General features: G+C 68.6%; 23 protein-coding genes and 3 pseudogenes. 14 read left to right on the top strand and 12 right to left on the bottom strand.

The window, feature by feature from the left end; translation table 11 throughout:
• Window positions 1–374: 374 nt before the first annotated feature.
• Entirely contained in the window at window positions 375–1,742 is a 1,368-nt protein-coding gene (locus tag QFZ74_RS00430) for an alkaline phosphatase PhoX (RefSeq protein ID WP_307618764.1), read from the top strand.
• Window positions 1,743–2,324: 582 nt separating this feature from the next.
• Window positions 2,325–3,127: pseudogene (locus QFZ74_RS00425) on the top strand (ABC transporter ATP-binding protein); the annotation flags it as partial.
• Between the two features lie 42 nt (window positions 3,128–3,169).
• Here QFZ74_RS00425 and QFZ74_RS00420 read toward each other — a convergent pair.
• Window positions 3,170–3,760 (bottom strand): annotated as a pseudogene (locus QFZ74_RS00420) (haloacid dehalogenase type II); the annotation flags it as partial.
• Window positions 3,761–3,803: 43 nt separating this feature from the next.
• On the bottom strand, window positions 3,804–5,300 hold the full coding sequence (locus QFZ74_RS00415) for an NB-ARC domain-containing protein (protein ID WP_307618763.1): 1,497 nt from the start codon (window positions 5,298–5,300) through the stop codon (window positions 3,804–3,806).
• Window positions 5,301–5,563: 263 nt separating this feature from the next.
• Between QFZ74_RS00415 and QFZ74_RS00410 the strand changes: the two genes are divergently transcribed.
• The 5 genes from QFZ74_RS00410 to mctP are packed head-to-tail and all read left to right on the top strand — an operon-like array spanning window position 5,564 to window position 12,920.
• Window positions 5,564–5,974 carry an OsmC family protein gene (locus QFZ74_RS00410; RefSeq protein WP_307618762.1) on the top strand — a complete coding sequence of 137 codons (411 nt, stop codon included), beginning with the start codon at window positions 5,564–5,566 and terminating at the stop codon, window positions 5,972–5,974.
• Between the two features lie 34 nt (window positions 5,975–6,008).
• Window positions 6,009–8,051: an FAD/NAD(P)-binding protein gene (locus QFZ74_RS00405; RefSeq protein ID WP_307623993.1), complete on the top strand. Its 2,043-nt coding sequence runs from the start codon at window positions 6,009–6,011 to the stop codon at window positions 8,049–8,051.
• Window positions 8,051–9,715 carry a histidine phosphatase family protein gene (locus QFZ74_RS00400; protein ID WP_307618761.1) on the top strand — a complete coding sequence of 555 codons (1,665 nt, stop codon included), beginning with the start codon at window positions 8,051–8,053 and terminating at the stop codon, window positions 9,713–9,715. The genes QFZ74_RS00405 and QFZ74_RS00400 overlap by 1 nt, the downstream gene beginning before the upstream one ends.
• 2 nt (window positions 9,716–9,717) lie before the next feature.
• Window positions 9,718–11,292, top strand: a complete 1,575-nt coding sequence (locus QFZ74_RS00395; RefSeq protein ID WP_307618760.1) for an MFS transporter — start codon at window positions 9,718–9,720, stop codon at window positions 11,290–11,292.
• The gene (gene mctP, locus QFZ74_RS00390) at window positions 11,289–12,920 is read left to right on the top strand and encodes a monocarboxylate uptake permease MctP (protein ID WP_307618759.1); all 1,632 of its coding nucleotides are present in this window, start codon (window positions 11,289–11,291) and stop codon (window positions 12,918–12,920) included. The genes QFZ74_RS00395 and mctP overlap by 4 nt, the downstream gene beginning before the upstream one ends.
• Before the next feature lie 20 nt (window positions 12,921–12,940).
• Here the strand turns inward: mctP and QFZ74_RS00385 are convergent, their stop codons facing one another.
• A complete protein-coding gene (locus QFZ74_RS00385; RefSeq protein WP_307618758.1) occupies window positions 12,941–13,540 on the bottom strand; it encodes a TetR/AcrR family transcriptional regulator in 600 nt (199 codons plus the stop codon).
• Between the two features lie 165 nt (window positions 13,541–13,705).
• On the opposite strand from QFZ74_RS00385, the gene QFZ74_RS00380 reads away from it, so the two are divergent.
• The 3 genes from QFZ74_RS00380 to QFZ74_RS00370 all read left to right on the top strand — a co-directional run bounded on the left by QFZ74_RS00380 (window position 13,706) and on the right by QFZ74_RS00370 (window position 16,104).
• Window positions 13,706–13,852, top strand: coding sequence for a hypothetical protein (locus QFZ74_RS00380; protein ID WP_307618757.1), 147 nt, complete (start codon window positions 13,706–13,708; stop codon window positions 13,850–13,852).
• Window positions 13,853–13,963: 111 nt separating this feature from the next.
• Window positions 13,964–14,614, top strand: coding sequence for a peroxiredoxin-like family protein (locus QFZ74_RS00375; RefSeq protein ID WP_307618756.1), 651 nt, complete (start codon window positions 13,964–13,966; stop codon window positions 14,612–14,614).
• A 569-nt stretch (window positions 14,615–15,183) separates the two neighbouring features.
• Window positions 15,184–16,104 (top strand): hypothetical protein, encoded by a 921-nt coding sequence (locus tag QFZ74_RS00370; RefSeq protein ID WP_307618755.1) that lies wholly within the window; start codon window positions 15,184–15,186, stop codon window positions 16,102–16,104.
• 13 nt (window positions 16,105–16,117) lie between these two features.
• On the opposite strand, the gene QFZ74_RS00365 is transcribed toward QFZ74_RS00370, so the two are convergent.
• Complete coding sequence (locus tag QFZ74_RS00365; RefSeq protein ID WP_307618754.1) at window positions 16,118–16,843, bottom strand: hypothetical protein; 726 nt, start codon at window positions 16,841–16,843, stop codon at window positions 16,118–16,120.
• 466 nt (window positions 16,844–17,309) lie between these two features.
• Between QFZ74_RS00365 and QFZ74_RS00360 the strand changes: the two genes are divergently transcribed.
• Together QFZ74_RS00360 and QFZ74_RS00355 are read left to right on the top strand one after the other, a co-directional pair.
• Window positions 17,310–17,666 carry a helix-turn-helix domain-containing protein gene (locus QFZ74_RS00360; protein ID WP_307618753.1) on the top strand — a complete coding sequence of 119 codons (357 nt, stop codon included), beginning with the start codon at window positions 17,310–17,312 and terminating at the stop codon, window positions 17,664–17,666.
• A gap of 65 nt (window positions 17,667–17,731) precedes the next feature.
• Window positions 17,732–18,552 (top strand): IS5 family transposase gene (locus tag QFZ74_RS00355; RefSeq protein ID WP_373462328.1). Its coding sequence is split into 2 segments (ribosomal slippage): window positions 17,732–18,074 and window positions 18,074–18,552, totalling 822 coding nucleotides; the frame shifts between segments, so codons are not numbered across the junction.
• Here the strand turns inward: QFZ74_RS00355 and QFZ74_RS00350 are convergent.
• On the bottom strand, window positions 18,549–18,884 hold the full coding sequence (locus QFZ74_RS00350) for a hypothetical protein (RefSeq protein WP_307618751.1): 336 nt from the start codon (window positions 18,882–18,884) through the stop codon (window positions 18,549–18,551). The genes QFZ74_RS00355 and QFZ74_RS00350 overlap by 4 nt on opposite strands.
• 197 nt (window positions 18,885–19,081) lie before the next feature.
• Here QFZ74_RS00350 and QFZ74_RS00345 point away from each other — a divergent pair, with 197 nt between their 5' ends.
• Window positions 19,082–19,435 (top strand): transposase family protein, encoded by a 354-nt coding sequence (locus tag QFZ74_RS00345; protein ID WP_307618750.1) that lies wholly within the window; start codon window positions 19,082–19,084, stop codon window positions 19,433–19,435.
• 128 nt (window positions 19,436–19,563) lie between these two features.
• On the opposite strand, the gene QFZ74_RS00340 is transcribed toward QFZ74_RS00345, so the two are convergent.
• The 4 genes from QFZ74_RS00340 to QFZ74_RS00325 all read right to left on the bottom strand — a co-directional run bounded on the left by QFZ74_RS00340 (window position 19,564) and on the right by QFZ74_RS00325 (window position 22,221).
• Window positions 19,564–19,857 carry a DUF1330 domain-containing protein gene (locus QFZ74_RS00340; RefSeq protein WP_307618749.1) on the bottom strand — a complete coding sequence of 98 codons (294 nt, stop codon included), beginning with the start codon at window positions 19,855–19,857 and terminating at the stop codon, window positions 19,564–19,566.
• Window positions 19,858–19,890: 33 nt separating this feature from the next.
• Window positions 19,891–21,324 (bottom strand): MFS transporter, encoded by a 1,434-nt coding sequence (locus tag QFZ74_RS00335; protein ID WP_307618748.1) that lies wholly within the window; start codon window positions 21,322–21,324, stop codon window positions 19,891–19,893.
• The gene (locus QFZ74_RS00330) at window positions 21,321–21,683 is read right to left on the bottom strand and encodes a MarR family winged helix-turn-helix transcriptional regulator (protein ID WP_307623992.1); all 363 of its coding nucleotides are present in this window, start codon (window positions 21,681–21,683) and stop codon (window positions 21,321–21,323) included. The genes QFZ74_RS00335 and QFZ74_RS00330 overlap by 4 nt, the downstream gene beginning before the upstream one ends.
• 127 nt (window positions 21,684–21,810) lie before the next feature.
• A complete protein-coding gene (locus QFZ74_RS00325; protein WP_307618747.1) occupies window positions 21,811–22,221 on the bottom strand; it encodes a hypothetical protein in 411 nt (136 codons plus the stop codon).
• Between the two features lie 89 nt (window positions 22,222–22,310).
• On the opposite strand from QFZ74_RS00325, the pseudogene QFZ74_RS00320 reads away from it, so the two are divergent.
• Window positions 22,311–22,523, top strand: a pseudogene (locus QFZ74_RS00320) (hypothetical protein); the annotation flags it as partial.
• On the opposite strand, the gene QFZ74_RS00315 reads toward QFZ74_RS00320, so the two are convergent.
• From QFZ74_RS00315 to QFZ74_RS00305, 3 genes are read right to left on the bottom strand one after another with little or no spacing between them, the layout of a single operon-like run.
• Entirely contained in the window at window positions 22,516–22,662 is a 147-nt protein-coding gene (locus QFZ74_RS00315) for a hypothetical protein (RefSeq protein WP_307618746.1), read from the bottom strand. The pseudogene QFZ74_RS00320 and the gene QFZ74_RS00315 sit on opposite strands and share 8 nt — an antisense overlap.
• On the bottom strand, window positions 22,659–22,958 hold the full coding sequence (locus QFZ74_RS00310; RefSeq protein WP_307618745.1) for a hypothetical protein: 300 nt from the start codon (window positions 22,956–22,958) through the stop codon (window positions 22,659–22,661). Before QFZ74_RS00310 ends, QFZ74_RS00315 begins: the two co-directional genes overlap by 4 nt.
• Window positions 22,955–23,452 carry a hypothetical protein gene (locus tag QFZ74_RS00305; protein ID WP_307618744.1) on the bottom strand — a complete coding sequence of 166 codons (498 nt, stop codon included), beginning with the start codon at window positions 23,450–23,452 and terminating at the stop codon, window positions 22,955–22,957. Before QFZ74_RS00305 ends, QFZ74_RS00310 begins: the two co-directional genes overlap by 4 nt.
• Window positions 23,453–23,859: the final 407 nt, after the last annotated feature.

Below are 23,859 nucleotides of genomic sequence, written 5' to 3'. Positions count from 1 at the left end.
GCGGCAAACGCTCACCGTCGAACGCGCCGTCGAACCCATGAGCGGACACGGTAGGAAGGACTTGTTTCCCCGAAGCCCCGGCTGCGATGAACGGGGCGTTTCCGGGATCTCACGACAGCAGGTCCCGGGGATCCCACCGCCCGCGCCGCCGGGCTCCGCTCGGAGTGCAACGAGGGGCACCCCGACGCCGCCCTGGGCCCCTCACGCCGTACGACGAACAATCCGGACAGGCACACGCGGCCCAACTCCCGGAATCGAAGGACCCCCTGGACGAGAAGTGACACGTGCTACGCGCGTGGTTCCCGCACTCTGTACGAGGTGATAGACACAGCGGGATCACAGTTCCTGTCCGCCAGCAGGAAGGTTGCTGCCGTATGTCCGCAACACGACGTCAGATCCTCGCCGGTGCGAGCGCGCTCGGCGCGGGCATCGCCTTCACCGGCGTCCTGTCCGAACTCTTCGCGGGCACCGCCGCCGCGCAGACCCTGGGACACACGGGCTACGGCCCGCTCGTCCCCGACCCGAACGGCCTGCTCGACCTGCCGCAAGGCTTCCGCTACTCCGTGCTCTCCCGCGAGGGCGACCAACTCCGCTCCGGTGAGGGCCCGGTGCCGTCCCACCACGACGGCATGGCCGCCTTCGCCGGCAGAGCCGGCGGGACCAACCTCGTGCGCAACCACGAGAACCGCCCCACCGCGGCGATCCGGGTCCCTGCCATCGAAGGACTCACCTACGACCCGGAAGGCCACGGCGGCTGTACGGCCCTCGCGCTCGACTCCCGCAACCGCGTCCTGTCCGAACGGGTCGCCATCGCCGGTACGGCCGTCAACTGCGCCGGCGGCCGCACTCCTTGGGGCACCTGGCTGACCTGTGAGGAGACCGAGGACAAGGCCGGTACCAACGGCTACACCAAGGACCACGGCTTCATCTTCGAGGTCCACCCCACCGACCCGCACCGCACCGGTGCCGTCCCCCTGACCGCGATGGGCCGCTTCCAGCACGAGGCGATCGCGATCGACCCGCGCCGCGGCGTCGTCTACGAGACCGAGGACGCCTTCCTCAAGCCGTTCGGCCTCTTCTACCGCTTCCTGCCCAACAAGCCGCTGGGTGGCGTGGGTTCACTGCGCGCCGGTGGCCGTCTCCAGGCGATGCGCGTGCCCGGCGTACCGGATCTGTCGATGATCCAGCAGCCCGGCACGGCCTTCGACGGCATCGAGTGGGTGGACGTACCCGACCCGCTTGCCGCCTCCACCCCCGCCCGCCTCCAGGACTACGGCCCGAACGGCATCACGCACGCTCAGAAGCTGGAGGGCTGTTACTGGGGCGGCAACTGCGTCTACTTCGTCTCGTCGTTCGCGCACTCGGCGGACGGCTCCGCCGCCGACCACTACGGCCAGATCTGGCGCTACGACCCCCAGAACCGCCGCCTCACCCTGGTGATCGTCTTCGGCCCCGACACCGACGTCCAACTCCCCGGCGAGTCCCCGGACAACATCTGTCTCGCCCCCAGCGGCGGCCTCATGGTCTGCGAGGACGGCAACGGCGCCCAGCACGTCTTCGGCGTCACCCGCGGCGGAGAGGTCTACGCGATGGCCCGAGGACGCCAGAACCTCGGCACCCCGGAGTCCCCGGAATGGGGCGAGTTCGCGGGGGTCACCTTCTCTCCGGACGGCGACACGATGTACGTGAACTGCTATACGCCCGGTACTACGTTCGCGGTTACGGGGCCGTGGCGTAGGTAAGGGAGGACCGCGGCGACAGCTGTAACCCCGGGTGGGATCGGGCCGGTTGGCTGGAGCGGCCCGATCCCACCCGCTTGTGCTTCGGCCATGACGTTCCTACCCGCAGTTTCCAGCGGCTGTGACGTGTGCCTGCCGAAGGTTCGTACTCCAGCCCCGGGTGCGCGTCGACGGCCGGGAACGGGACGACTGGGGTCAGGAAGGCCTGGTGGCCGCCGTCGAGGCGAGCGGTCATGTCGCTCGGTCATGTCGCTCGGCCGGGGCGCTCGCTCGGGGCGCCGAAGCACGTCTCTGTGAGGCGGCTGTGCGACGGCAGCCGGGCCGCCGCCCCACAGCCGCTCCACCCCGTACGGCAAGCGGTCGCGAGCAGACCTCAGAAAACCCACGAACCCCCTGGTTAACAGCACCGGCGTTTCGGCCACCTCCGGCCGCACGGAAAGCCGTACTCCACCGCGGCCACGCGTTCGAAGCCCCGGGATTTCAAGGCTCGCGCATCGTCCGGATTCGAGCGCGTTCGATTCGCCCACCCCCTCGTTGGGCCTGACATCGCCGGACCATCCAGGTGCGGCGCCGACCCGAAGGGGGATGCAGGTGACCGTGACCGAAGACGCCTCGATGGAGGACTCCGAGACGCCTCCCCCTCCACCACCGGCCGTTCTCAGCTACTCCGGGAAGTACGCCAAGAACCCGCTGGAGGAGGTCGGTTTCGCCAACATGTGCGGTCGGCTGCCGTCCGTGCGCGGGCGCACCGCACGCATGGCCCGGGCGGTTGACCGGGGCGCGCTCGTCCTGCTGCTCGCGTGCCAGGTCCTCACGGGCGTGGCGGCCGCCATCGTCCTCGGCTTCACGGCGAAGGCCATGATGCACGTCCTCGGCGTCGGCACGGTCTCCGCGCGCCTGCCCGCCGCCCTGCCCGCTCTCCTCGTCGTCTCGGCCGCGTCGGCTGTCGGGCGCTTCAGCAGCGCCCTGGCCTCGTACGCGGACGGGCGCGTCACTCCGCGCCTGATGACCGAGGCCGATGTCGCCCTCGTCGCCGCCGTCTGCCGAGTCGAAGCCTCCGCTCACGGTGAGGACGGGTTCTCCGATCGTCAGGAAGCGGCCGAGGCCGGCGTCACCCGCACCACCATGATGGTCCAGGACGCCCAGCGGTTCATGGCCGCCCTCACCGGCATGATCGCCGCCGCCGGTGTGATCACCGCCTGCACTGGCTGATGCTCCCCCTCCTGCTTCTCGCCGTACTCCCGGCCGGCGCGGGCGCCGTGCTGTCAGCGCGCGTCACCTACGAGAGGCACTACGCGAACGTCGGCGACCGCAACGTACGCGGCATGATGCGCTGGCGGGCCACCTACTCGCGCCACGGCGACGAGGTCCGCGCCAACGGGATGACCGCTGGGCCGGATCATCGTCTGCGGGTACACGGAGGCCCCGCGTCGCAGCCACGCACCGTGCAGTCCGGCTCGTTGTGCCCCGTCGATGTCCCAGGGATGTACGGCCACCATCAGTGCCTGGTCGGGCCGTATGCCGACCCGTTCGACGGCGTGGTGGTAGGCGGCCGCGGCCGGTTTCCAGCAGCGTGGGCCGCGTACGTCCGACAGGACGTCGAAGCGGTCCAGCACTCCGGCCTTGTCCAGCAGCCGTTCGGTCAGGGCGACGCTTCCATTGGTCATCGCCGTCAGCCGGTACCCCGCCTCGCTCAACTTCCGTAGGCTGTCCGGTACATCGGGGTGTACATCCAGGTTGGCAAAGCCATCGAGAATGTGTCGCGCCGCGGCCTCACCGTCTCCCGCCCAGCCCGCCAGCCCGGACAGCACCGCCCGTACTCCGTCGCGTGCGACGTCGGTGAAGTCCGCGTAACCGCCAGCGGCCGTCAGTGCGAAGCCGTCCCGCAGCACCCCGGCGAACCAGATCCGCAGTAGGTGTCCGGGGGCACCAACGTCCTCGAAACGGGCGCGTAACGGCGTGAGGTCGCTGAGCGTCTCGTTGATGTCGAAGACGAGGACCGGGAGCTGGTCGGCGAGCATGCCCTTCTCCTGGTGTCCGTGGGCCGAATCGGTGCGCGGCCCGTCAGGCTGCGAGTACCCGCCCTGCGGGCTGCTGCAGCAGCCTGGACTCTTCGTCCCCTTCGGCGTGCTGCCGGGGTACGGGCAGACGGAGTGCGTGGAGGGTCCGGGTTTCCAGTCGTACGGCGGCATCGCGGCTGCTGCCGTGTTCCAGCAGACGGCTCAGTGCCTGACGGATGAGGGTGGCCGGTTCGTCGATGCAGATACGTTCCTCCGCGTAGGCGTGGACAAGGGCGTGAAGCCGGAAGCCGCCGGGCGCGGTGCGCTCGATCAGGTGTGCTGCCGTCAGGGTGGCGAGGTGATGCTCGGCCGTGACGGTCGGTTCGTCCAGGAGCGCGGCGGCCGTGGCGGCGTTGATCTCCTGCAGCGGATGGAGGGCCAACAGCCGCAGCAGCCGTCGCGCGCTCATCGGCAGTCGTGCGTCGGAAGCGGACAGCGCGGTCCGTACGCCGTCCTCCAGGGCCAGGCTGGTCAGGGGCTCCCGGTAGTAGTCGCCGAGCGCCCAGGCGGGGTGGTCGCGCATGTGACGGCCGATGATTGAAAGCGCCAGCGGAAGGTGGCCCAGCAGGCCCGCGATCTGATGGATGGCCGCATTGTCCGGGGCGATGCGTTCGGCTCCCGCTGTCGCCCGCAGCAGCTCAACAGAGTCGTCCGGGGCGAGCGGTTGCACCGATAGGCGAGTGGTGTCTCCGAAGCCGGTCAGGGCACGCCGACTGGTGATCACCGTGCGGCATCCTCGGCTCCCGGGCAGCAGGGACCGCAGCTGTTCCGCGTCTGCTGCGTCGTCCAGGACGATCAGCGCTCCGGTTCCCGCCAGCAGTTGCTGGTAGAGAGCTGCCCGCGCCTCGAGGTCGTAGGGTATGCGGTCGCCGGTGGTGACGAGCAGGCGAAGGAAGGCCTCCAGGACGGCGGCCGGGTCGGCGGGCGGGCCTTGTGGGGCGGAGCCGCGCAGGTTCGCGAACAGGATGGGTGCGTCAGTGCGCTCCTCGGCCAGCAGCCGGTGGGCGAGGTGTAGGGCCAGTGACGTCTTGCCCACCCCGGGCATGCCCTCCAGCACAAGCGCCGTCACGTCCTGGTCGCAGGCCAGTAAGGCCTCCGCCTGGGTCACCAGGTCAGTCCTGCCGACGAACAAGGGCGGTACTGCGGGCAGCCGGTTGTAGGCGCTGACCCGTGCGGCGGCCTCGGCCTCACCGAGCACCGCACGAAGCGACTGCCGCCAGACGGAGAGGATCGCTTCGTCGGCGCCCACAAGTGCCTGGACCACGGCCAGCAGCAGGTCGGAGTTGGGCCGGCGGCGGCCGAGCTGAAAGCAGTTGCCCACCGTTGAGCGGGCCGGCCATTCGCCACGCGGGCGTCCTGCCCGCTGCCAGTCCCGGTGAATACGCCGCGTGATCTCGGTGATCGACGGGTTGCCCGCCCAGGCCTTGAGCAGCCGCAGCTCCGCGATGAACTCGTCGATCGTGCGGGCTTTTCCTGGATCCAATACCTGCGGCACGAACATCCTCCCCCTGGGACACCTGGGCCACCAACAACTTGGAACACTCGTTTCAAGTTAGACGACGTGGGCCCTCGCCTGTCAAGCGGTATCCGAGGGTTGACCTCCGGCCACGGAGCGCATCCAGGATCATCCACGATCACTCCGGAAGCCCACATTCCGTCCCGATGCTGAGGCCCGTCCCCGCTCACCGGCACCCCGGGAACCCCACTCGCCACCGACGGCGAGCCTCGCGTGCCCCGTTCCAGGACAGGAGTGCGTGCATCGCCATGCCCGAAATCGGTGTGTCCCTACGCCCCGTCGGCGGCAGCGTCGTCGTGGGCCGGGCCAGAAACCACACGCTCACCATCGACCGGCCCAAGGAGAAGGAGGGCACCGACGCCGGCCCCATGGGCGGGGAGCTGCTGCTCCTGGCACTCGGCGGGTGCTACGTAAGCACCTTCCTCGCCGCCCTGAAAGCCGAGGACCCGCAGGCCGACGCCTCCGAGATCAGCTTCCAGGTGGACGGAAGCCTCGTGAGCGCGCCGACCCGCTTCTCCGAGATCACCGTGCAGATCTCGGCGCCCGCCGCCCTTCAGGACCTGATCTCCAAGCCCCTACTCAAGGCCGAGCGGGGCTGCATCGTCCACAACTCGATCCGTGACGCCCTAACGGTCCGCTTCACCCACGAGTGGCGCTGACTCCCCCCCAACCGAAGGAGACAAGACCGTGGAAATGCAGCACACCACGATGCAGGACACCCCGAGCCAGGACCGCGGCATGGCGGACATGGCCATGCGCGAGAGCGGCATGCAGCACGACTCCATGGTCAATACGGCTCCCGCCATACGTCGCGTCACGATCGTCGGCGCCGGGTTCTCGGGCACGCTGACCGCCATCCGGCTGCTCCACTTCGCCGGTGCCCCGTTGGAGATATGCCTGATAGAGCGGGAGGAGGGTTACCGCTACGGCGGTATCGCCTTCGGCTGGGCGTCCACCAACTGGGAGCACATGCTCAACATCCAGGCTGGCCGCATCACCCTGCGCCGCGAGCGTCCGGAGGATTTCCTGGAGTGGGCCAACGAGGAGGCAGACCGCTCTGATTGGCCGCAGAAGTGGCAGTATCACAGCTTCGGCGTGGCCTGCGTGGTGCCGCGGCGGATCTTCCGACAGTACCTGGCCGAGCGGCTGCGCGACGCGGTCGCCGACGCCCCCGCTAAGGTGACCCTGCGGGAGCTTTCCGGTGAGGTCATCGACGTACACCGGCGGGGCGACGGGTATGTCGTCAAGTACGCCGACGCCTCAGAGCAGGGCGGTGTGCACGATCTGCCGTCGGACCAGGTGGTCCTGGCGACCGGTCATCTCTCGCCGGTGCAGGCACCGTTCTATCACCGCATCAAGCACTGCGACCGCTTCCTCGCCGACCCCTACGCCCCCGGTGCGCAGGACTGGTTCCAGGAGGTCGGCGCCGAGGAGAGCGTCCTTGTCACGGGCTCCGCGCTGTCGGCCTTCGACACGGTGATCTCCCTCATCCACGCCGGCCACCGGGGACAGATCCTGATCTGCTCGCGCGGCGGCCACATGCACGGCACCTACCCCGTCGACCACGAGCACGACATCTGGCAGGCCCGCCGGCCGCCCTTCCTCGACGCCAAGGAGCTCACCCCCGAGGCGGTGGTGGAGGGGATCAAGGCGGAGTACGCGCACCTGCGCGACCAGCACGGCGTGGAGCCGGGCAGCGCGCTCGAGGCCGTCTTCCCCGAGCGGGTCATGAAGGCGTGGGAGCCGTACGTCATCGAACTGGTCTCCCGCATGGACGCCCGCGACGTGCGGTTGCTGCTCGACAAATACAAGAGCCTGATCGTCACCAACCGCACCAGCACCGTGCGGGAGATCGGCGGTGTCGTGCGCAGCCGGATGCGCGGATACAACGGCGCCCCGAAGACCGTCGACGTGAGGTCCGCCGGCATCCAGGACATGCGCCCCGTCGAGGACGGCACGAAGATACGGGTGGTCTTCGCCGACCAGCCGGACATCATTGTCGACCGGGTCGTCAACTGCCTGGGCAACAACACCGACTACGAGCGCACCGGCCACCCTCTGTGGCACGGCCTGGTCAACGCACACGGTTACGCGCAGCCGCAGTCCAAGACCCACCGGGGCATTGAGGTCGGCACCCACGGACAGCTCATCGCCGCCGACGGCGAGGTGGCAGCGGGTCTGTTCGGCGTCGGTCCGATGCGCCAGGGCGACGAGACCACCCGTCGCGGCCGGCTCGGCGCGTTCGTGTTCAGCATCGGCACCCTGCGCAACCAGTGCTTCGACACGGCCATGGAGGTGCTGCGCCGACTCGAATCCGCCAGCGACGAGGAGCAGATGGACATTCCCGACGGCATCCACCACTGCCTGATCCGCAGCAGCGACTGGATCGCCGCCGACCTCGCCACCGAGGAACCGCAGGCCACCCGCCTGCGCAAGCGCCTGCAGGACTACGCCCGCGACAGCGCCTACCCCAACGCCGTCAACTACCTCCGAGCCCAGGACCGCACGGAGCGCCGCAAGTACCGCACCGTCCTGGACGACGACATGGCGGACTTCGGCGCCGCCCTCGCCCGCGAGTTCGGCCTCACCCCTCAGCAGGCCCGGCGGACCGTCTCCCTGCTGGCCACGCTTGTGCAAAAGCACGCGGTCCACAACCTGTGCGACATCACCAAGCTGGCTGGCTGGGACTCCCAGTACGCCGAGCAGGTCAAGCACGCCCCGAAGAAGGACGCGTGATGACCGTCGAGAACCAGCAGGATCTGCTGAGCCGACTTTTTATGGTCCGGCACGGCGAATCGACCTGCAATTCCGTCCACCGCATCGCCGGGCAGCGCGACGCCCCGCTGACCTTCCTCGGCCGCATCCAGGCCGAGAAGGTCGCCAAGGGCCACCGCGGTCAGCACTTCGACCGCGTCTACGTCTCCCCGCTGACCCGCGCCTACGAGACCGCCAACACCATCTTCCGTCTCGACGCCACCGACGCGGATGCTCCCGAGGTCGTGGTTGACGAGCGCCTGATGGAGCGCGACTTCGGTAGCTACACGCTGGAGAGCAAGTCCATCCTCCAGCGCCGCCACGGCATCGCCGAGTACGAGCGCGCCATGAACGCCGACAGCCCCACCATGCACGGCGGCGAGACCTTCGCACAGTTCAAGGACCGCGTGCATGCCTTCTACGAGGAGGAGCTGCTGCCGGCGCTGCGCCGCGGCGAAATGGTCTGCGTGGTCTCCCACAAGTACGTCGTCGAGCTGATCTGCCGGTTCATCCTGGCCCGTCCGGCCGACGAGTCCTACGACCTGCGCCTGCCGAACTCCCAGATGCTGCAGGGCGATCGGATCCACAGCTACGTCAAGAACGAGAACAAGACCATGAACATGGTCTACGACTGGATCGTCGTCAACCATCCCGTGGTCTTCTGCGTCGGACTGACCGCCGGCCTCCTGGCCAACCTGGCCGGGGTGCACCTGTCGGCGTCCCCGTACGTGCTGCTGATGCTCCTGGTGCTGGCCAGCGTCATCACCATGTGCCGCATCGAGCTGGAAAACGCCCGCACCTTCGTCACCGACCGCGGCACGCTCCGGTCCGTCGCCCTGCGCTACCTCGCCCTGCCGATCGCCTTCGCCGCCCTGGTGGCCTGGGCGGACGCAGGCAGCACGAGTACGGCGGCGATCGCCGCGGTATTCCTCGCCACCCCCAGCTCGGTGGTGGCGATGACCGTCAGCCGCTGCCTCGGCGGAATGATCATGCCGACGTTCGCGCAGGTCCTGCTCTCCTCACTGGCCGCGACCGTGTCCTTCTCCACCGTCCTCGCCCTGACCTTGCACGAGGACGTCGCCCCGGCCGTGGCCATCAGCGCCGCCACCTCCACCGGCGTCGTCACGTTGGTCTACCTCCTGGTCAAACGTCTGCGGGAACGCTCTCCTATCCGCACGGCCAAATACGGCGAGCGCAACGGATACGTAGCCGTGCTCCTGTTGACCGCGTTCATCGTGCTGGTCTGCCTCAAGCTCGACCTGCACGGCTTCACCACCTATGCGCCCACCGCCGTAGGCATCGCCGTCGGCCTGCGCCTGGTTGCCGCCCTGCTCAAGCGTCGACGCCACGTCCAGACGCTCGACGACTACACCGCCATGACCTACCCGAACGTGTTCGTGGTGGTCATCATCGCCGCGCTCACCGGCAACCAGCCGCTGGAGCAGGTGGCGATCTGGACCCTCCTGCCGATGTTCGTCCTGTCCTTCTTCGACAGCTTCTACGCCCGCCGCCTCGTCGTCGCCCCCGACGACCCGCGCTGGCCCGATGTACTCGGCCTCAAGGACCGTCCGTCGGTCGAGCAGCATGACGCCGCCTCCGTCCGCGCCCTTGAAGACCCCGACGCCCAGCTTTCCGCGAGGAGTTGACCTTGTCCGCACCACCCGCTTCGCTGATACCCCGGCCGTTCCTGTTCTGGACCGGTGTCGCCCTCACCTGCGCCGGCGTTGTCGAGCACCTGTGGATGTTCATCGACTCCGCGTCCACGCACTTCCACATGTCCATGATGGACATGTCACCGACGATCATGTGGGCGGCCATGGCCGCCATCGTCGTCGGCGTGGTGCTCTCCGGCATCGCGGTCGTGCAGCCGCGGACCGCCAGCGCCCGCCCCGCCGCCCCCACTCCGGCCCCCGCCACGAACGCGAGCCGCCACCGCCTCATCACCATCCTGACCTTCGCCCTCCTGGTGGACCAGATGAAGCCCGCCACCCTGGCGTTCATCGCACCCGGCCTGCGGGCTGAATACGGCCTCAGCGCCGCCGACGTCTCGTGGCTGCCCACGGTCGCGCTGACCGGCACCGTGCTCGGATCACTCGTCTGGGGACGCGCGGCGGACCGCATCGGCCGCCGGGCCACCATCCTCATCGCCTCCCTGCTCTTCCTCGGCACCACGGTGTGCGGCGCCATGCCGACCTTCGGCGGCACCCTCGTCATGTGCGCCCTGATGGGCATGGCGGCCGGCGGCATGCTGCCCGTCGTCTATGCCCTGATGACCGAGAGCCTGCCGCCCGGCCGACGCGCGGCCATCATGATCCTGCAGGCCGGACTGACCACCACCGGCGGCTACATGGCCGCCTCCGGACTGGCCGCCATCCTCATCCCACTGGCCGGGTGGCGCGTGACCTGGTTCGCCCAGCTCCCGCTGGTCCTAATCCTGATCGCGCTGAACCGCTGGATCCCCGAATCGGCCGCCTTCACCGCCCGGCAGACAAGGGCGAAGCAGGTCCCCGCCTCCGCCCTGTTCAAGCGCCCGCAGACGGCCAAGACACTGGTCGTCAGCACCTACGCACTGGCCTGGGGCCTCGTCTACTGGGGCTTCATCACCTTCCTGCCCAGCCAGCTGGAATCCTCAGGCCAGCACGGCATGTCCGCCGCCACCCTGCTATTCATCTCATCGCTGCTCTCCATTCCCACCTGCGCGGTCGGCGCATGGCTCTACATGCGCTGGTCGGCCAAGGGCACCATGGTCGTCTACGCAGCCCTCACCGTCGGCGCCCTCCTGACGCTCGCAGCCATCGGGCTGGAGGGCAGCCGGACCATCCTGCTGGCCACCGTGATGCTGCTGTTCGCCGGCACCGCCGGTGTCATCGCGCTCATCGGCCCCTACACGGCCGAGATCTACCCCCTGGCCATCCGGGGCACCGCCGGCGGCTGGGCCGCGGCCGTCGGCAAGTCCGGCGGAGCCTTCGGCCCGCCCCTGATCGCACTGATCCTCTCAGCACCCGGAGGCATCCGCACCGCCGCGGTGTTCGTGGCACTCCCCATGGCCCTGGCAGGACTCGCCGTCGCCGTCCGCGGCAGCAACCCGCAGGCCGCCACCCAGGCCCCCGAGGGCGCGACCGCGCTGGACGCCGAACTCGACGACCTCGTCAGCAGCGAGGCCGTTGCCGCCCAGGCCACGGCGACAACGCACCTGCCGAGCAAGAGAGGTGCAGCGACATGACCGGCGGCGTCAACGGCGTGGCACTCGCCGTCTTCGCCGTGTTCTTCCTGCTCGTCACCGTCATGGGCTTCCTCGCCGCGCGCTGGCGCAAGGCCGGTGACGAGTACTCCCTCGACGAATGGGGCCTGGGTGGCCGGTCGTTCGGCACCTGGATCACCTGGTTCCTGCTCGGCGGCGACGTGTACACCGCCTACACGTTCGTCGCCGTGCCGGCGGCGATCTACGCGGCGGGCGCGGCCGGCTTCTTCGCGGTGCCGTACACGATCCTCGTCTACCCCCTGATCTTCACCTTCCTGCCCAGGCTGTGGTCCGTGTGCCACCGCCACGGGTACGTCACCACGGCGGACTTCGTCCGCGGCCGCTTCGGCTCGAAGGGCCTGTCGCTCGCCGTGGCCTTCACCGGCATCCTGGCCACGATGCCCTACATCGCGCTCCAACTCGTCGGCATCCAGGCCGTGCTGGACGTGCTGGGCGTCGGCGGCGGCGAGAACACCAACTGGTTCATCAAGGACCTGCCGCTGCTGATCGCCTTCGGCGTGCTGGCCGCCTACACCTACTCCTCCGGCCTGCGCGCCCCCGCCATGATCGCCTTCGTCAAGGACACGCTGATCTATTTGGTCATCATCGTCGCGATCATCTACATCCCGATCAAACTGGGCGGCTTCGACGACATCTTCGCCAAGGCCAGCGAGGCGTACAGCCAGACCAACCCCGCCACCGGCAGACCGCGCGGCGCCCTGGTCAGCACCCCCGACGCCCAGTGGACGTACGCGACGTTGGCGCTCGGCTCCGCGATGGCCATGTTCATGTACCCGCACTCGATCACGGCGACGCTGTCCTCCCGCAGCCGAGACGTGATCCGACGCAGTACGACGGTGATGCCCCTCTACACCCTGATGCTGGGCCTGCTCGCCCTGTTGGGCTTCATGGCGATCGCGGCCGGAGTCAAGGTCACCAACGGGCAGCTGGCGATCCCGCAGCTGTTCGAGGACATGTTCCCGGCCTGGTTCGCGGGCGTGGCCTTTGCGGCGATCGGCATCGGAGCGCTGGTCCCGGCGGCCATCATGTCGAACGCGGCGGCGAATCTGTTCACCCGCAACATCTACAAGGACTTCATTAAGCCGGACGCCACGCCCGCGCAGGAGACCAAGGTCTCCAAGCTGGTGTCCCTGCTGGTGAAGGTGGGCGCGCTGGTCTTCGTCCTGACGATGGACAAGACGGTCGCCATCAACTTCCAGCTGTTGGGCGGCATCTGGATCCTCCAGACGTTTCCGGCCCTGGTCGGCGGCCTGTTCACCCGCTGGTTCCACCGCTGGGCCCTGCTCGCCGGCTGGGCGGTCGGCATGATCTACGGCACCCTCGCCGCGTACGGCGTGGCCTCCCCGACCCAGCAGCACTTCGGCGGCTCGGCCAAGGAGGTCCCGGGCATCGGCCAGATCGGCTACATCGGCCTGACCGCGTTCGTGATCAACGTCCTGGTCACGGTGGTCTTCTCCTTCGTCCTGAAGGCGGCGAAGGCCCCCGAGGGCATCGACGTCACATCGCCTGGGGACTACACGGCAGAAGCGGAAGCGAAGGCGGCTCCCACCTTGCGTCCGGGCACTTCACCCGCACCCAACCCCAGTTGAGAGCCAGATCCAACCTCTGTCTATGCCGCCGCCCGGACTCCGATCGAGTCCAGGGCGGCGGTCACCGTCTTGCGCAGTGACGCAGCGTCAGCACCCGCACGCGAGCGCAGGTTGACGCCATAGGCGAGCAGCGCCAGCAGATCCGCGGAAGCGCCCGGGTCGGCGCCGGAGGGCAGCTGCCCCTGGTGCTCGGCGGTGACGAGGGCAGCGTACATTGCCTCGCGCAGCTCCTGGTGGTGCTGGTCCAGGACGGCGCGTACCTCTGGGTCGCTGTTCTCGGCCCCGGCGTGCGCGTTGGAGACCATGCAGCCCCAGCGGGCGTACTCGCCCGAGCAGCGGGCCTCGATCAGGCCGCCGAAGAATTCGGAGATGGCGGGCAGTCCCCGCTCGTCCTCGGCCAGGCGCCGGAACATCGGCTGGGATCGCTGCTCCAGGTAGCGGCGCAGCGCGGCAAGGTAGAGCTCCTGCTTGCCGCCGAACGTGGCGTAGAGGCTGGAGCGGTTGAGCCCGGTCGCGGTCACCACGTCCTGGATCCCGGTCGAGGCCACGCCCTGCCGCCAGAACAGCCGCACCACGGTCTCCAGGGTGGCATCGGGGTCGAAGTGCTTGATGTCTGGCATGTTTCACCCACCATCCTGAAATGAGGATTCCAAGATACTCCCCGTTCAGCACGCCGCAAAGGTGCCGACAGGTACAGAGCGGGACAGGCCCCCCATCAGCGCCAAGGCGTCCAGCTTCGTCCACGATCGATCCCCGGGGGTACCGCGCACCGCGACCATGCCCCCATGAATCGCATCCCAGCCCTCTGGGCGGCCGCATACGGGTCACAGACCCCCCGCCTCCGCCGCTACCTCGCCCGTCGTGCGGTCCATCTCGCCGCGTTCATCAAAGCGCTCGCCCTGGCCGACCATCGCCCGTTCATGAGCCTCTGACTCCTCGACACTTCCGCATGGCTGGCGCGGGACCACGCATACCCGTATCTTGGAACAGTCATTTCAAGATTGTGGCCCCGTTCCAGTCGCCGCCCAGGAGGAACGAGCACCATGACCAGCCTCAACGCTGAACTGCGCACCTTCTACGAAGCCCGCCAGCAGCAGATCCCCGCCGAGATCCGACAGATCATGCAACGGGCCAGCCAGGAACTCGCTGACTCCGGCCAGGCCGACCGCGCACTGACCGTCGGCGCGCAGGCGCCACGCTTCAACCTCCCCTCCGCGACCGGGCAGACCGTGGCCCTGGACGGCCTGCTCAACGACGGCCCGGTCGTGCTGACCTTTTACCGCGGCGCCTGGTGTCCGTACTGCAATATCGCTCTGCGCTCCCTCCAGCAGCACCACGAGGCGATTTGCGCCCGCGGCGCCCGCCTGGTGGCCGTCTCACCGCAGATCCCCGACGAGTCCCTCACCCTCACCGAAAAGCACGACCTCGCCTTCGACGTCCTCAGCGACATCGGCTCCGACACCGCCAAGCAGTACGGCCTCGCCTTCGACCTCCCCGACGACCTCTCCGCCGTCTACGACAAGCTCGGCTTCGACCTCCAGCGCGTCAATGACGGCCACCCGCGCACCCTCCCGCTGCCCGCCACCTACGTCATCGACCGCACCGGCGCCATCCGCTGGGCCTTCGTCGACACCGACTACACCGCCCGCGCCGAACCGGCCGACATCATCGCCACCCTCGACGCGCTGCACTGACCGCCCTCGCGCCTGCTGGCGCGGCCGGAGGGAGAGCACTTCGTTTCCCGATGAGGCATGCAAGGACGAGGAGTCCATCGACGTGCGCAAGGGCAATCGCGACGGTCAGACGCGTAGTTTAAAAGGTTCGGTCAGTCAGCGCCGGGGCAGGGGGAGGATCACCGGGTGCTGGCCGGACTGTCGCAGTTGCTCGTTCTCCAGCTCCAGGACCTGCACGACGCGGACCAGCTGCTGGACCTGGAGCACGAGGTCATCGCGTTCTTCGCGCAGCGCCTGAGCCTTTGCCGTGAGCTCTCGCGGCCGATGCGCGTGGCGAAGCGCCACCAGCGCGGCGGGTCGACGGGCGGCAGGGCGAGCATCTGGGCCCGGTCGGCCTCCCACCGGTCAACCGGACGGGCGCCCAGGGTGCGGTGCTGGCGCCGGTTGGCGATGGCCAGCCAGGGGTCAGCTGCAAAAGCCGGGTCTGTTGGCTCGTGCTGCGCTCCCGGCTACCTTGGTCGGGACGTGACGGACGGCTTGTGCAGCTCAGCCATCTAGTCTGACGCACTCACCCCAGGGGGCCCGCCCTGATGTGGTGCTGGCCGACCGCGGCTACGACCACGACAAGTACCGCCGACATCCGCGTCGACACCTGCGACTACTCCGTGCAGCCCCTGGCGATCGACAAGAAAGTCCAGGTCCGCACCGACACCGACGAGGTCATCGTGACTCTGACGCCCGGCGGGGCGGAGGTCGCCCGCCATCCGCGGTGCTGGGCCAAGCAGCAGACCATCACCGACCCGGTCCATGCCCGCGCCGGCGCCCTGCTGCGCGGCAACTACCGCCACCACCAAGCCACCCAGGCCCTGGCCGCCCGCCAGCAGCGGGCCGTCTGGCATCGGATGCGGACCGGCACGGGGCAGAAAGGCGTACACGACTACGACTGGGCGATGATCGAGGTCACCGCCGACGACACGCCCGACGGGCACGACGCGGGGACGTCCGTCCTGCTGGTCCGCAGACACCGCTACACCCGCACCGTGTCCTACTACCGTTGCTTCGCCCCCGGGCCGGTGACACTGGCGCGGCTGGTGTCATTGGTGTGCCGCAGGTGGCGCGTAGAGGACGATTTTCAGGACGCGAAGGAGATCTGCCACCTCGACAAAGGCCAGGTCACCTGCTGGAATTCCTGGCACCGCTGGAGCGTGATCGCCCTGGTCGCCTACGCCTTCCTGGCCGTCGCCGCCGCCCTCGAACGCGCCGCGCAGACCGTCCGGAACGACCCCGCCGAGGCCGACCTCGTCCGCCCTCAGCAGCCACGAACTCCTCCGCCTGCTATGGGCCTTGAACCTTCCGCCGCCCCGACGAGACCCCGAGCACCTGCTGTGGTGGTCCACCTGGCGCCGACGCCACCAACACCGCGCCCGCCTCTGCCACCGCCGTTGGCACGCGTACGCCGACACCACACCATGATCAGACAGCACACCGGCAGCTATCTACAGCTGCCGTAGTCGAGGGAGCTCTTTACGGCTTGAGCAACTCCGCCTGGAGCTGCGGCGCTACTACCGTCCCCCCCAATGGGGACCCGGCCCGGGCGACCGAGCCGGCGGTGCTCCCGGTGCTCTGGAAGGCATCGAGGGAGATCACGTCACCGACGTTCAGCCGAACAATCGTGGACACGTCCTGTGAAAGGTTGAAACCGATCCCGTAGGCCGCGGCGCTCTGCTCGTCTTCGGCGACGGCATCGCCGTTGACGAGGATCGACAGTTTGATTACCGCGTTCGGGTTCCGAGTGAAGCCCCAGAGAAGTCCTCCCTTGAGGAGATAGCGGCCAGCAGTTTTGACCACCAGAGTCGAGGACGTCGAATCAAACATCGAGTCAGTGTCGAACGCAGCGTTACTGAAGTTGATCTGCGTGGGGGTGGAGTTGGGGATGGTTTGGTCGGCTGTGGCATAGATACTCGCGCCGACATCGACCGAAGTCCCGGCAGGACCCGTGTCGCCCTTCGGTCCCGTGGCACCCGTGTCGCCCTTCGGTCCCGTGGCACCCGTGTCGCCCTTCGGCCCCGCAGGACCCGTGTCGCCCTTCGGTCCCGTGGCTCCCCCGCAGTCGCCCTTATCGCCGCCCAGCCGGAACGGAAGGCCCCTCGGCCTTTCGTGTTGCGGCCCGTCCTTGCACTCATCGCCTCCGCCACCGTAGCCGTTCGCCGCGGGCACACGCGCGGCATGCACGCTCTGCGCGGCGGCCACGACCGGACTAACCACACCGGCCGCCAGGACCAGGACGAGCGAGGCGAACGTGCAGCCGGTCTGCCACTTACCTCGACCGGGCAGCGGCCCAAGCCGTGACCCAGTCCTGCACTCAGGGCTCATCTGCTTGCTCCTCGTTTCAGGCGTTTTGGGACTTCGGTTCAGAACCCGAGGACGAGCTTCACATACGTGAGGCCGCTCAATCGCCGCGCTCGTCCGAAACATCTTTATTTATCACCAAATCGATCCAATTCGTGCATGTAGATGGCGCAATTTCCGCCGACCGAGGCGCCCAAGGAAGCCAGATCGGTACCCAGGTTGGAAGCTGGGTCTGCGCCGGGTATCGGTGTTTTCAACACGCCTTCGTAGTCCCGGCTCAAGCACGCTTTACTGACTTCGGCGTCGTAGGGTCTGGGTCTTCGTCGGACCTGGTGACGCCGTCCGCCTTGGCTGGTACCCCGGAGGCATGCGGTACCCAGATGGGGGCGGGCTGACCGCCGAGCAGCGCAAGCGCCGTGAAGAGGTACGGATGCGGGCCGTCGACCGCTTCGAGGAGGGTGCGAAAGTCCCGTGGATCTCCCGGGAGTTACGGGTGAGCGAGAAGTCCGTCTACCAGTGGCGCCGTGCACGGAAGGCGGGCGGGCGGGAGGCCCTGCGTTCCAAGGGTGGCCCCGGGTTTCGACTGCCGGCTTGGCCCCCACCGCAGGCCAAGCTCGCGATGTGGCTGGACGAGGGGCCGGCCGCGCACGGCTGGACGGACGATCAGGTGTGGACCGCCGCAAGGGTACGCACGCTGACCGGGCGGAAGTTCCACCTCTCTTAGAACTCCTAACGAAATGATCTTCGAGGTGGTTGGATCACTCTGAGACTGGTGATCTGGGGGTGCGGGTGGCTCGGCCGAAGCCGTGGGAAGTCGATGACGAACTGTGGGCGGTGATCGAGCCCTTGCTGCCGAAGGTTGAGCGTCGGATCCGGCATCCGGGTCGCAAGCGGCATCCGGACCGGCTGGTGTTCCAGGGCATCCTGTTCGTCCTGCACACCGGGATCGCCTGGGAGCACCTGCCGCAGGAACTCGGCTTCGGCTCGGGCATGACCTGCTGGCGCCGCCTGTCCGAGTGGACCGAGGCTGGCGTGTGGCCCCGATTGCACGAGGTCCTCCTCGCCGAGCTCCGCGGCGCGAACGCCCTGGACTTCTCCCGGGCGGCGGTCGACGGCTCCCATATCCGGGCGTTAAAGGGGGAGCCAAGACCGGACGAAGCCCCGTTGACCGGGGCAGGACGGGCAGCAAGCATCATCTGATCACCGACGCCACGGGCATTCCGCTCGCCGCAACCCTGACCGGCGGCAACCGCAATGACGTCACCCAGCTGATCCCTCTCCTCCAGGCCGTACCGCCCCTGCGAGGCAAGCGCGGCCGGCCCCGGCGCCGCCCTGATGTGGTGCTGGCCGACCGCGGCTACGACCACGACAAGTACCGCCGCCTGGTCTGGGACCTCGGCGTGAAGCCGCAAATCGCCCGCCGCGGCACCGAGCACGGCTCCGGCCTGGGCACCCAACGCTGGGTTGTCGAGCGAGCGTTCGCCCACGTGCACTGGTTCCGCCGCCTGCGCATCCGCTGGGAGATACGCGATGACATCCATGAAGCCTTCCTCAGCCTCGCTTGCAGCATCCTCTGCTGGCGACGGCTGAAGAAGCTCCGGCCGCGTTAACTTTCGTTGTCCTGGGCAGCCCTGAAGCCGCGATCTTGGATCACCGGGAAGACTTGCTGTGTGGTGGTGATCCAGGCGTCGATGTCGGCATGGGACGACCTGATGGGGCTGATCAGCGCCTCGATCACGTCCAGCTTCGGCTTGCCGACGTTCAGGCTGAGCTCGTCCATCGACACCTCTTGGTACGACACGACCAGCTGCCACCAGAACCGCATGAGGAAGCGGCACTCCTGCGGGTCGCGGTCGTCTGCGAGGCGATCATGAATGACCCTCTGGACACGCCACCGCTGCTCATCGTCACGAAAGCCGTTGTTGAGGTCAGTCAGGGTCACGTCCGGACAGTAGCAACCGCGTTCGTTCACGACCCCTGAGTTAGCTCTCAAGTCCGCGTAGAGCATTCCGTTAGGGGTTCTAACAGCTGGGGACGTTCGCCCGTACACATCTGGGGAGAGAACCTCGTACGCCGACAGCCGGGGCGCCGCGCCTGGACCGCGCCCTGGGCAAGGTCGCCGGACGCGGCGGGGAGGCCGTGCTGATCGACGGCACCCTCATCGCCACCCGCCGCCGCACCGGCAAGGACAACCGCAAGAACTATTCGGGGAAGCACAAGCGCCACGGCCTGCACTTCCTCGCGCTCACCGACGAACGCGGACGCCTGATCTGGATCTCCGCCGCGAGGCCCGGGCGCACCCACGACATCACCGCCGCCCGCCACGACCACATCGTCGAGCACCTGAAAGCCGCCGGCCGCGCCCCCGTCGAGCACGGCTTCGCGCACCTGAAGACCTGGCGCATCCTCACCAAACTCCGCACGAGCCCCGCCCGCGCCACCAACCTGCTCCGCGCCCTGCTCGTCCCGACGAACCTCGAACTCGACCGCTGACACACGATCAAGACCGAAGACAGCCGCCCACGACCAGCACGAGCACCCACGAACCCCGCCACACCAGCAGCCGCACCAGCGAAAAACCAAGATGGTGGATCTTCAGTGAAGATCCGACTGGACCTCGGTCAGTCGATGCCTTCGACGATGCGGAAGTCGCGCTCGACGCCGTCGGAGAGGGCGACCAGCGCCTCCTGGTAGGCCGCACTCTCGTGCGCCGCGACGGCCAGCTCGAAGCTGTCGAACTCGATCAGGACGGTGCGCTCGGCGATTCCGGCGTCATGCGCCACGACCCGACTGCCACGGGCGAGGATCCGACCGCCCCCGGCCTCGACGGCCGGACCGGCCAGCTTGTTGTAAGCAGCCAGCTTCTCAGGGTCTGAAATGGTGCGGTAGGCGCTGACCCAGTAGCCCTTGGGCATGGAACCTCCAGTGTTGGGATGAGTGCATCTGACTTACGGGTTGGTCTCGGACGAGCGTCGGCGGGCGAGAGCGAGGCTTGTCAGCGTCGTGATCGCCATGGCGCCGATGCCGACCAGCGCCGCGGTGGTGTAGGCGCTGTCGTCGGGGAAGAGGTGGCCGGGGCCGGTGCCCGCGGCGAGGATCAGGCCGCCGATGGCGCTGCCCAGGGAGTACCCGACGCTGCGGACGACGTAGTTGAAGCTCATGGCGCTCGACGTCTCGCTCTTGGGGGTGACGGCCAGGATGACGCCGGGCATCGCGGCCGAGAAGCCGCCGACGCCGAAGCCGAGCACGCCCATCGCCGCGAACAGTTCGGCCAGGTCCGACCGGGCCGCCGCGAACAGGGCGAACCCGCCGCCGACCACGACGGCGCTGCCGGCCAGGAGCAGGGGGTCGGCGATCCGCGTCCGGACCCGCGGCGTGAGCTTGCCGGCGACGAACCCCAGCAACGAGAACGGGATGAGGACCAGCCCGGCGACGAAGGTCGTCAGCCCGAAGCCGTAGCCGGCGCCATGCGGCGTCTGCGCGTACCGGGTGATGAGCGTGAGCAGGAGGTACATGCCGATCCCGCCGACGAACATGGCGAGGTTCGCCCCGGCGACCGCCGGGTGCCGCACCGCCCGCACATCGACCAGGGGCGTCGTGCTGCGCAGCTCGATGACGGCCCAGACGCAGAGCAGCACCACCGCGACGACGGCGAGGCCCGCCGCCACGGCGAGGTGCCGGCTCCACAGATTCCGTTCGCCGGCGAGGAACAGCACCAGGAGCAGCGCAGCGGCCAGGACGACCGCACCTGCCACGTCCACGTGGGCGGAGCGGCCTCCGGGGGCTTCGCGCATGGAGCGCCACGCAGTCAGGAGGGCGGCGGCGGTGACGACCAGGCCGAGGCCGTAGGCGGCCCGTACCCCGCCGAGCTCGGCGAACAGTGCGGCCAGCGGGTAGCCGACGCCGGCCCCGATGATCGAGACCACCGAGATCAGGGCGATCACGGCCGCGCTGCGCTCCTCGGGGAGGTGGTCCCGGGCCACGCCCATCATCAGCGCCGTCAGCCCGAGCCCGACGCCCTGGGCCGCCCTGCCGGCCAGCAGCCACGCGAACGGCAGCGGCAGCACGGTGAGCGCGCTGCCGGCGACGACGACCGCCAGCGTGGCGAGGATCGTGGCCCGCCGGTGCGGGCCGGCTCCGAGCCGGCCCAGGACCGGCGTGGCGACGGCGCCGCTGAGCAGCGCGACGGTCAGCGTCCACTGCGCGCTGCCGAGCGAGACGTGGAACGAGGTCGCCACGCTGGTGATGAGCGGCGTCCCGAGGCTGGCGACCGCCGCCACGACCAGAGCGATGAACATCAGGGCGGGGACCAGCAGCCGCGCCTCGGAACGCGCCACCGGGAACGCCTTCACCGCGCCCCCGCCGACCGGCTGCCCGGTCACTGCTTCGGCCCTTCGCGGTCCTGGCTTTCGAGCTCTGCCAGATGCTTCAGCGCCGGAAGGGCCGCCACCAGCGCCTCGACCTCGTCGCCGGTGAGCTCGCCGAGCAACCGCTCGAACGCGTGGACGCCCGCCTGGCGCCGCGTCCGGACATAGGAGGCGCCGGCCTCGGTCAGGCACACCAGCGTGACCCGCTTGTCGGACGCGTCGCCCCGCCGCTCGACCAGGCCGGACTCCTCCATCACCCGGACCAGGGCGGTCATCGCGGGCTGGGTGACGCCCTCGACCGCGGCCAGATCGGTGATGCGCCGCGGGCCGGTCCGGTCCAGGGTGGCCAGGGTGGCGGCGGACGTCAGGCTCATGTCCCGGGGCAGGCGTCTCGCGGCCCTGGTGGCCAGGCCGTAGAGGGCTGCCCCGATGGCGGCGGACGCGCCAGGAGCGGTGTCTTGACGACTCATGCTCGAAGCATAGTATTTTTATATTCATAATTTATGGAAATGGCTCCAGCCGGTTCAGCTTCGCCCGCAGCGGCTCCAGCTTGCCCCGCACCTCGACCGGCAGGCCGAGCACCTCGCCGACGGTGACCGGCCCGGCCGCCTCCCGCACGATGGCCACCAGCCGCTGATAGTCCTGCGGCAGCACGTCGGGGTCGATACCGGCGGCGCGGGCCGGGATCAGCAGCACCGACCGGCCGCCCACCTGGACCTTTGGCGCCGGCGGCGCGAGCGACAGGTACTCCCCGAAGCCCTGCTCGCTGATCCGCTGCACGACCCGCCCGGCCACCACCAGCTCATCACGCTCGACCCGCACATCGGCCAGCTGCTTGACCAGCTCCTCTTCCAGCCGGTCCAGCTCGGCACGTCGCGTGGCGATCCGCTCCAGCATCCCCTCATCCGTCATGACGCTCCAGCGAGCGCGAGAACCAAGTGGCCTAACAGCTGGGGACGTTCGCCCGTACACATCTGGGGAGAGAACCTCGTACGCCGACATCCGCGGAAGAGATCGACTTCGGCGTCGACCTGAGGGAGCTTCAGGGACAGGCGCGACTTGATGTCTTCTGCCAGTTCCTGGAGGCGCTCGGGCGGTGGCTGGGCAAGCCAGTGCTGATGGATTCCGAGGGTGGTGACGGGAGCCGTCCAGCGCTCGGGTTCGACATCGAAGCCGACCAGGTCGTGTTGCTGGCGGAGCCGCCGGTCACGTGACCAGCGCTGTCCTGAGTTCGTAGAAGGTGCCGACGCGAAGTATCGCGAACAGGACGTCGGGCCGGCTCTGTGCGAGGGCGAGGCGGCGCAGGACCTGGGTGTGGTGTTCATGCCCGCTCCTGGGTGATCCGGTGATCACCGGGTTGACGGTTGGTTCATGAGTCGTGTGAGCTCGCGGTTGGCGGCCCGGGCAGCCTCGAGTTCTTCCGTTCTCTCCTCGAGCTCGCCCCGCTTCTCGGCGAGTTCCTGTTCCAACATGCTGGTGTGTCGCTGGAGTTGGTCGATGTCCGGTGCGGCTCCGAGACCGGCCGCGTTCCACGCCTGCTCGCCGAGCTGCTCGGAAAGCCGCTTCTCCAACTGCCGCACCCGCGCGGAAAGACGGGTGTTTCGTTCCAGCGCGTTGGCCAGATCAGCCTGCAAGGAAGCCCGGCTCACAGCAGCCAGTCGACTCTCCTGTCGATGGTGGTCTCGGGCTCCTGGAGCCGGTGGCGGGCCCGCATCCGATACCGCATCGCACCACTCTCGCCGCGAGCCTCCTGAGGCAGGTCGCGATCGTCGCCGAGCTCGTAGATCTGCTCCAACACCCATGTCGGCGCGGCCTTGTTCACCACGGCATGCACGAAGAACATCCGAACGGCAGTCAGCACCTTGTTGATCCGACTCTCGCCCCGGACCGGCTTCGCACCCGGCCCAGGCACCACCACCCGCCGCTGACCGCCGTTTCCCGGGGTCCACTTCAGCCACAGCATGAACAACCCCATGTCGCGAGCGGCGGTCCGCCATTCCCGCCTGGAGTTCGCGCACCAGGTCAGGAACAGCACGACGGCCTCGGCGTACGCCTTCGTCGTCTCTGCCCGCCCCCGGGCCAACCTCAGCTCCCGGAGGAAGCGGTCAGCTTCCTCCACCACAGCCAATTCATCGTCCACCACGGTCCAATACCGGATGCCTGATGGCAGCTGCACAGCGAATGCACGCACTGATCTACCTCTACTCCACGAGTTGATCGCAACGATCCACCGCAGAGCCACACCCCCTGAGAACCGTCGCAACCTCCTCAATGAGAAGGACTTGTACGACGTCACACCACAGCCGGGGAACCCTCAGAGAACACCCGGCTCGCGGAAAGGATCATCGTCATGCAGAACGGCCGCATCATCGAGCACGGCCGCTACGACGAACTCACGCATGCGGCGGTCTCTTCGCGGAACTCGTCGAGTTGGCCAAGGACCGGTGACGAGGAGGGCCGGGCTGAGCGAGTGAGGTTGGCGGCGGCTGTAGCGGTCGCCAACTCACGTCTGCACAGGGGGCGCGGACGCCGCACCCGGGCGAGGACCGG

This window comes from Streptomyces sp. V3I7, from assembly GCF_030817495.1.
Taxonomy (GTDB): domain Bacteria; phylum Actinomycetota; class Actinomycetes; order Streptomycetales; family Streptomycetaceae; genus Streptomyces.
The sequence above is the reverse complement of the archived record's forward strand: the minus strand, read 5'-3'. Positions and strand labels throughout refer to the sequence as shown.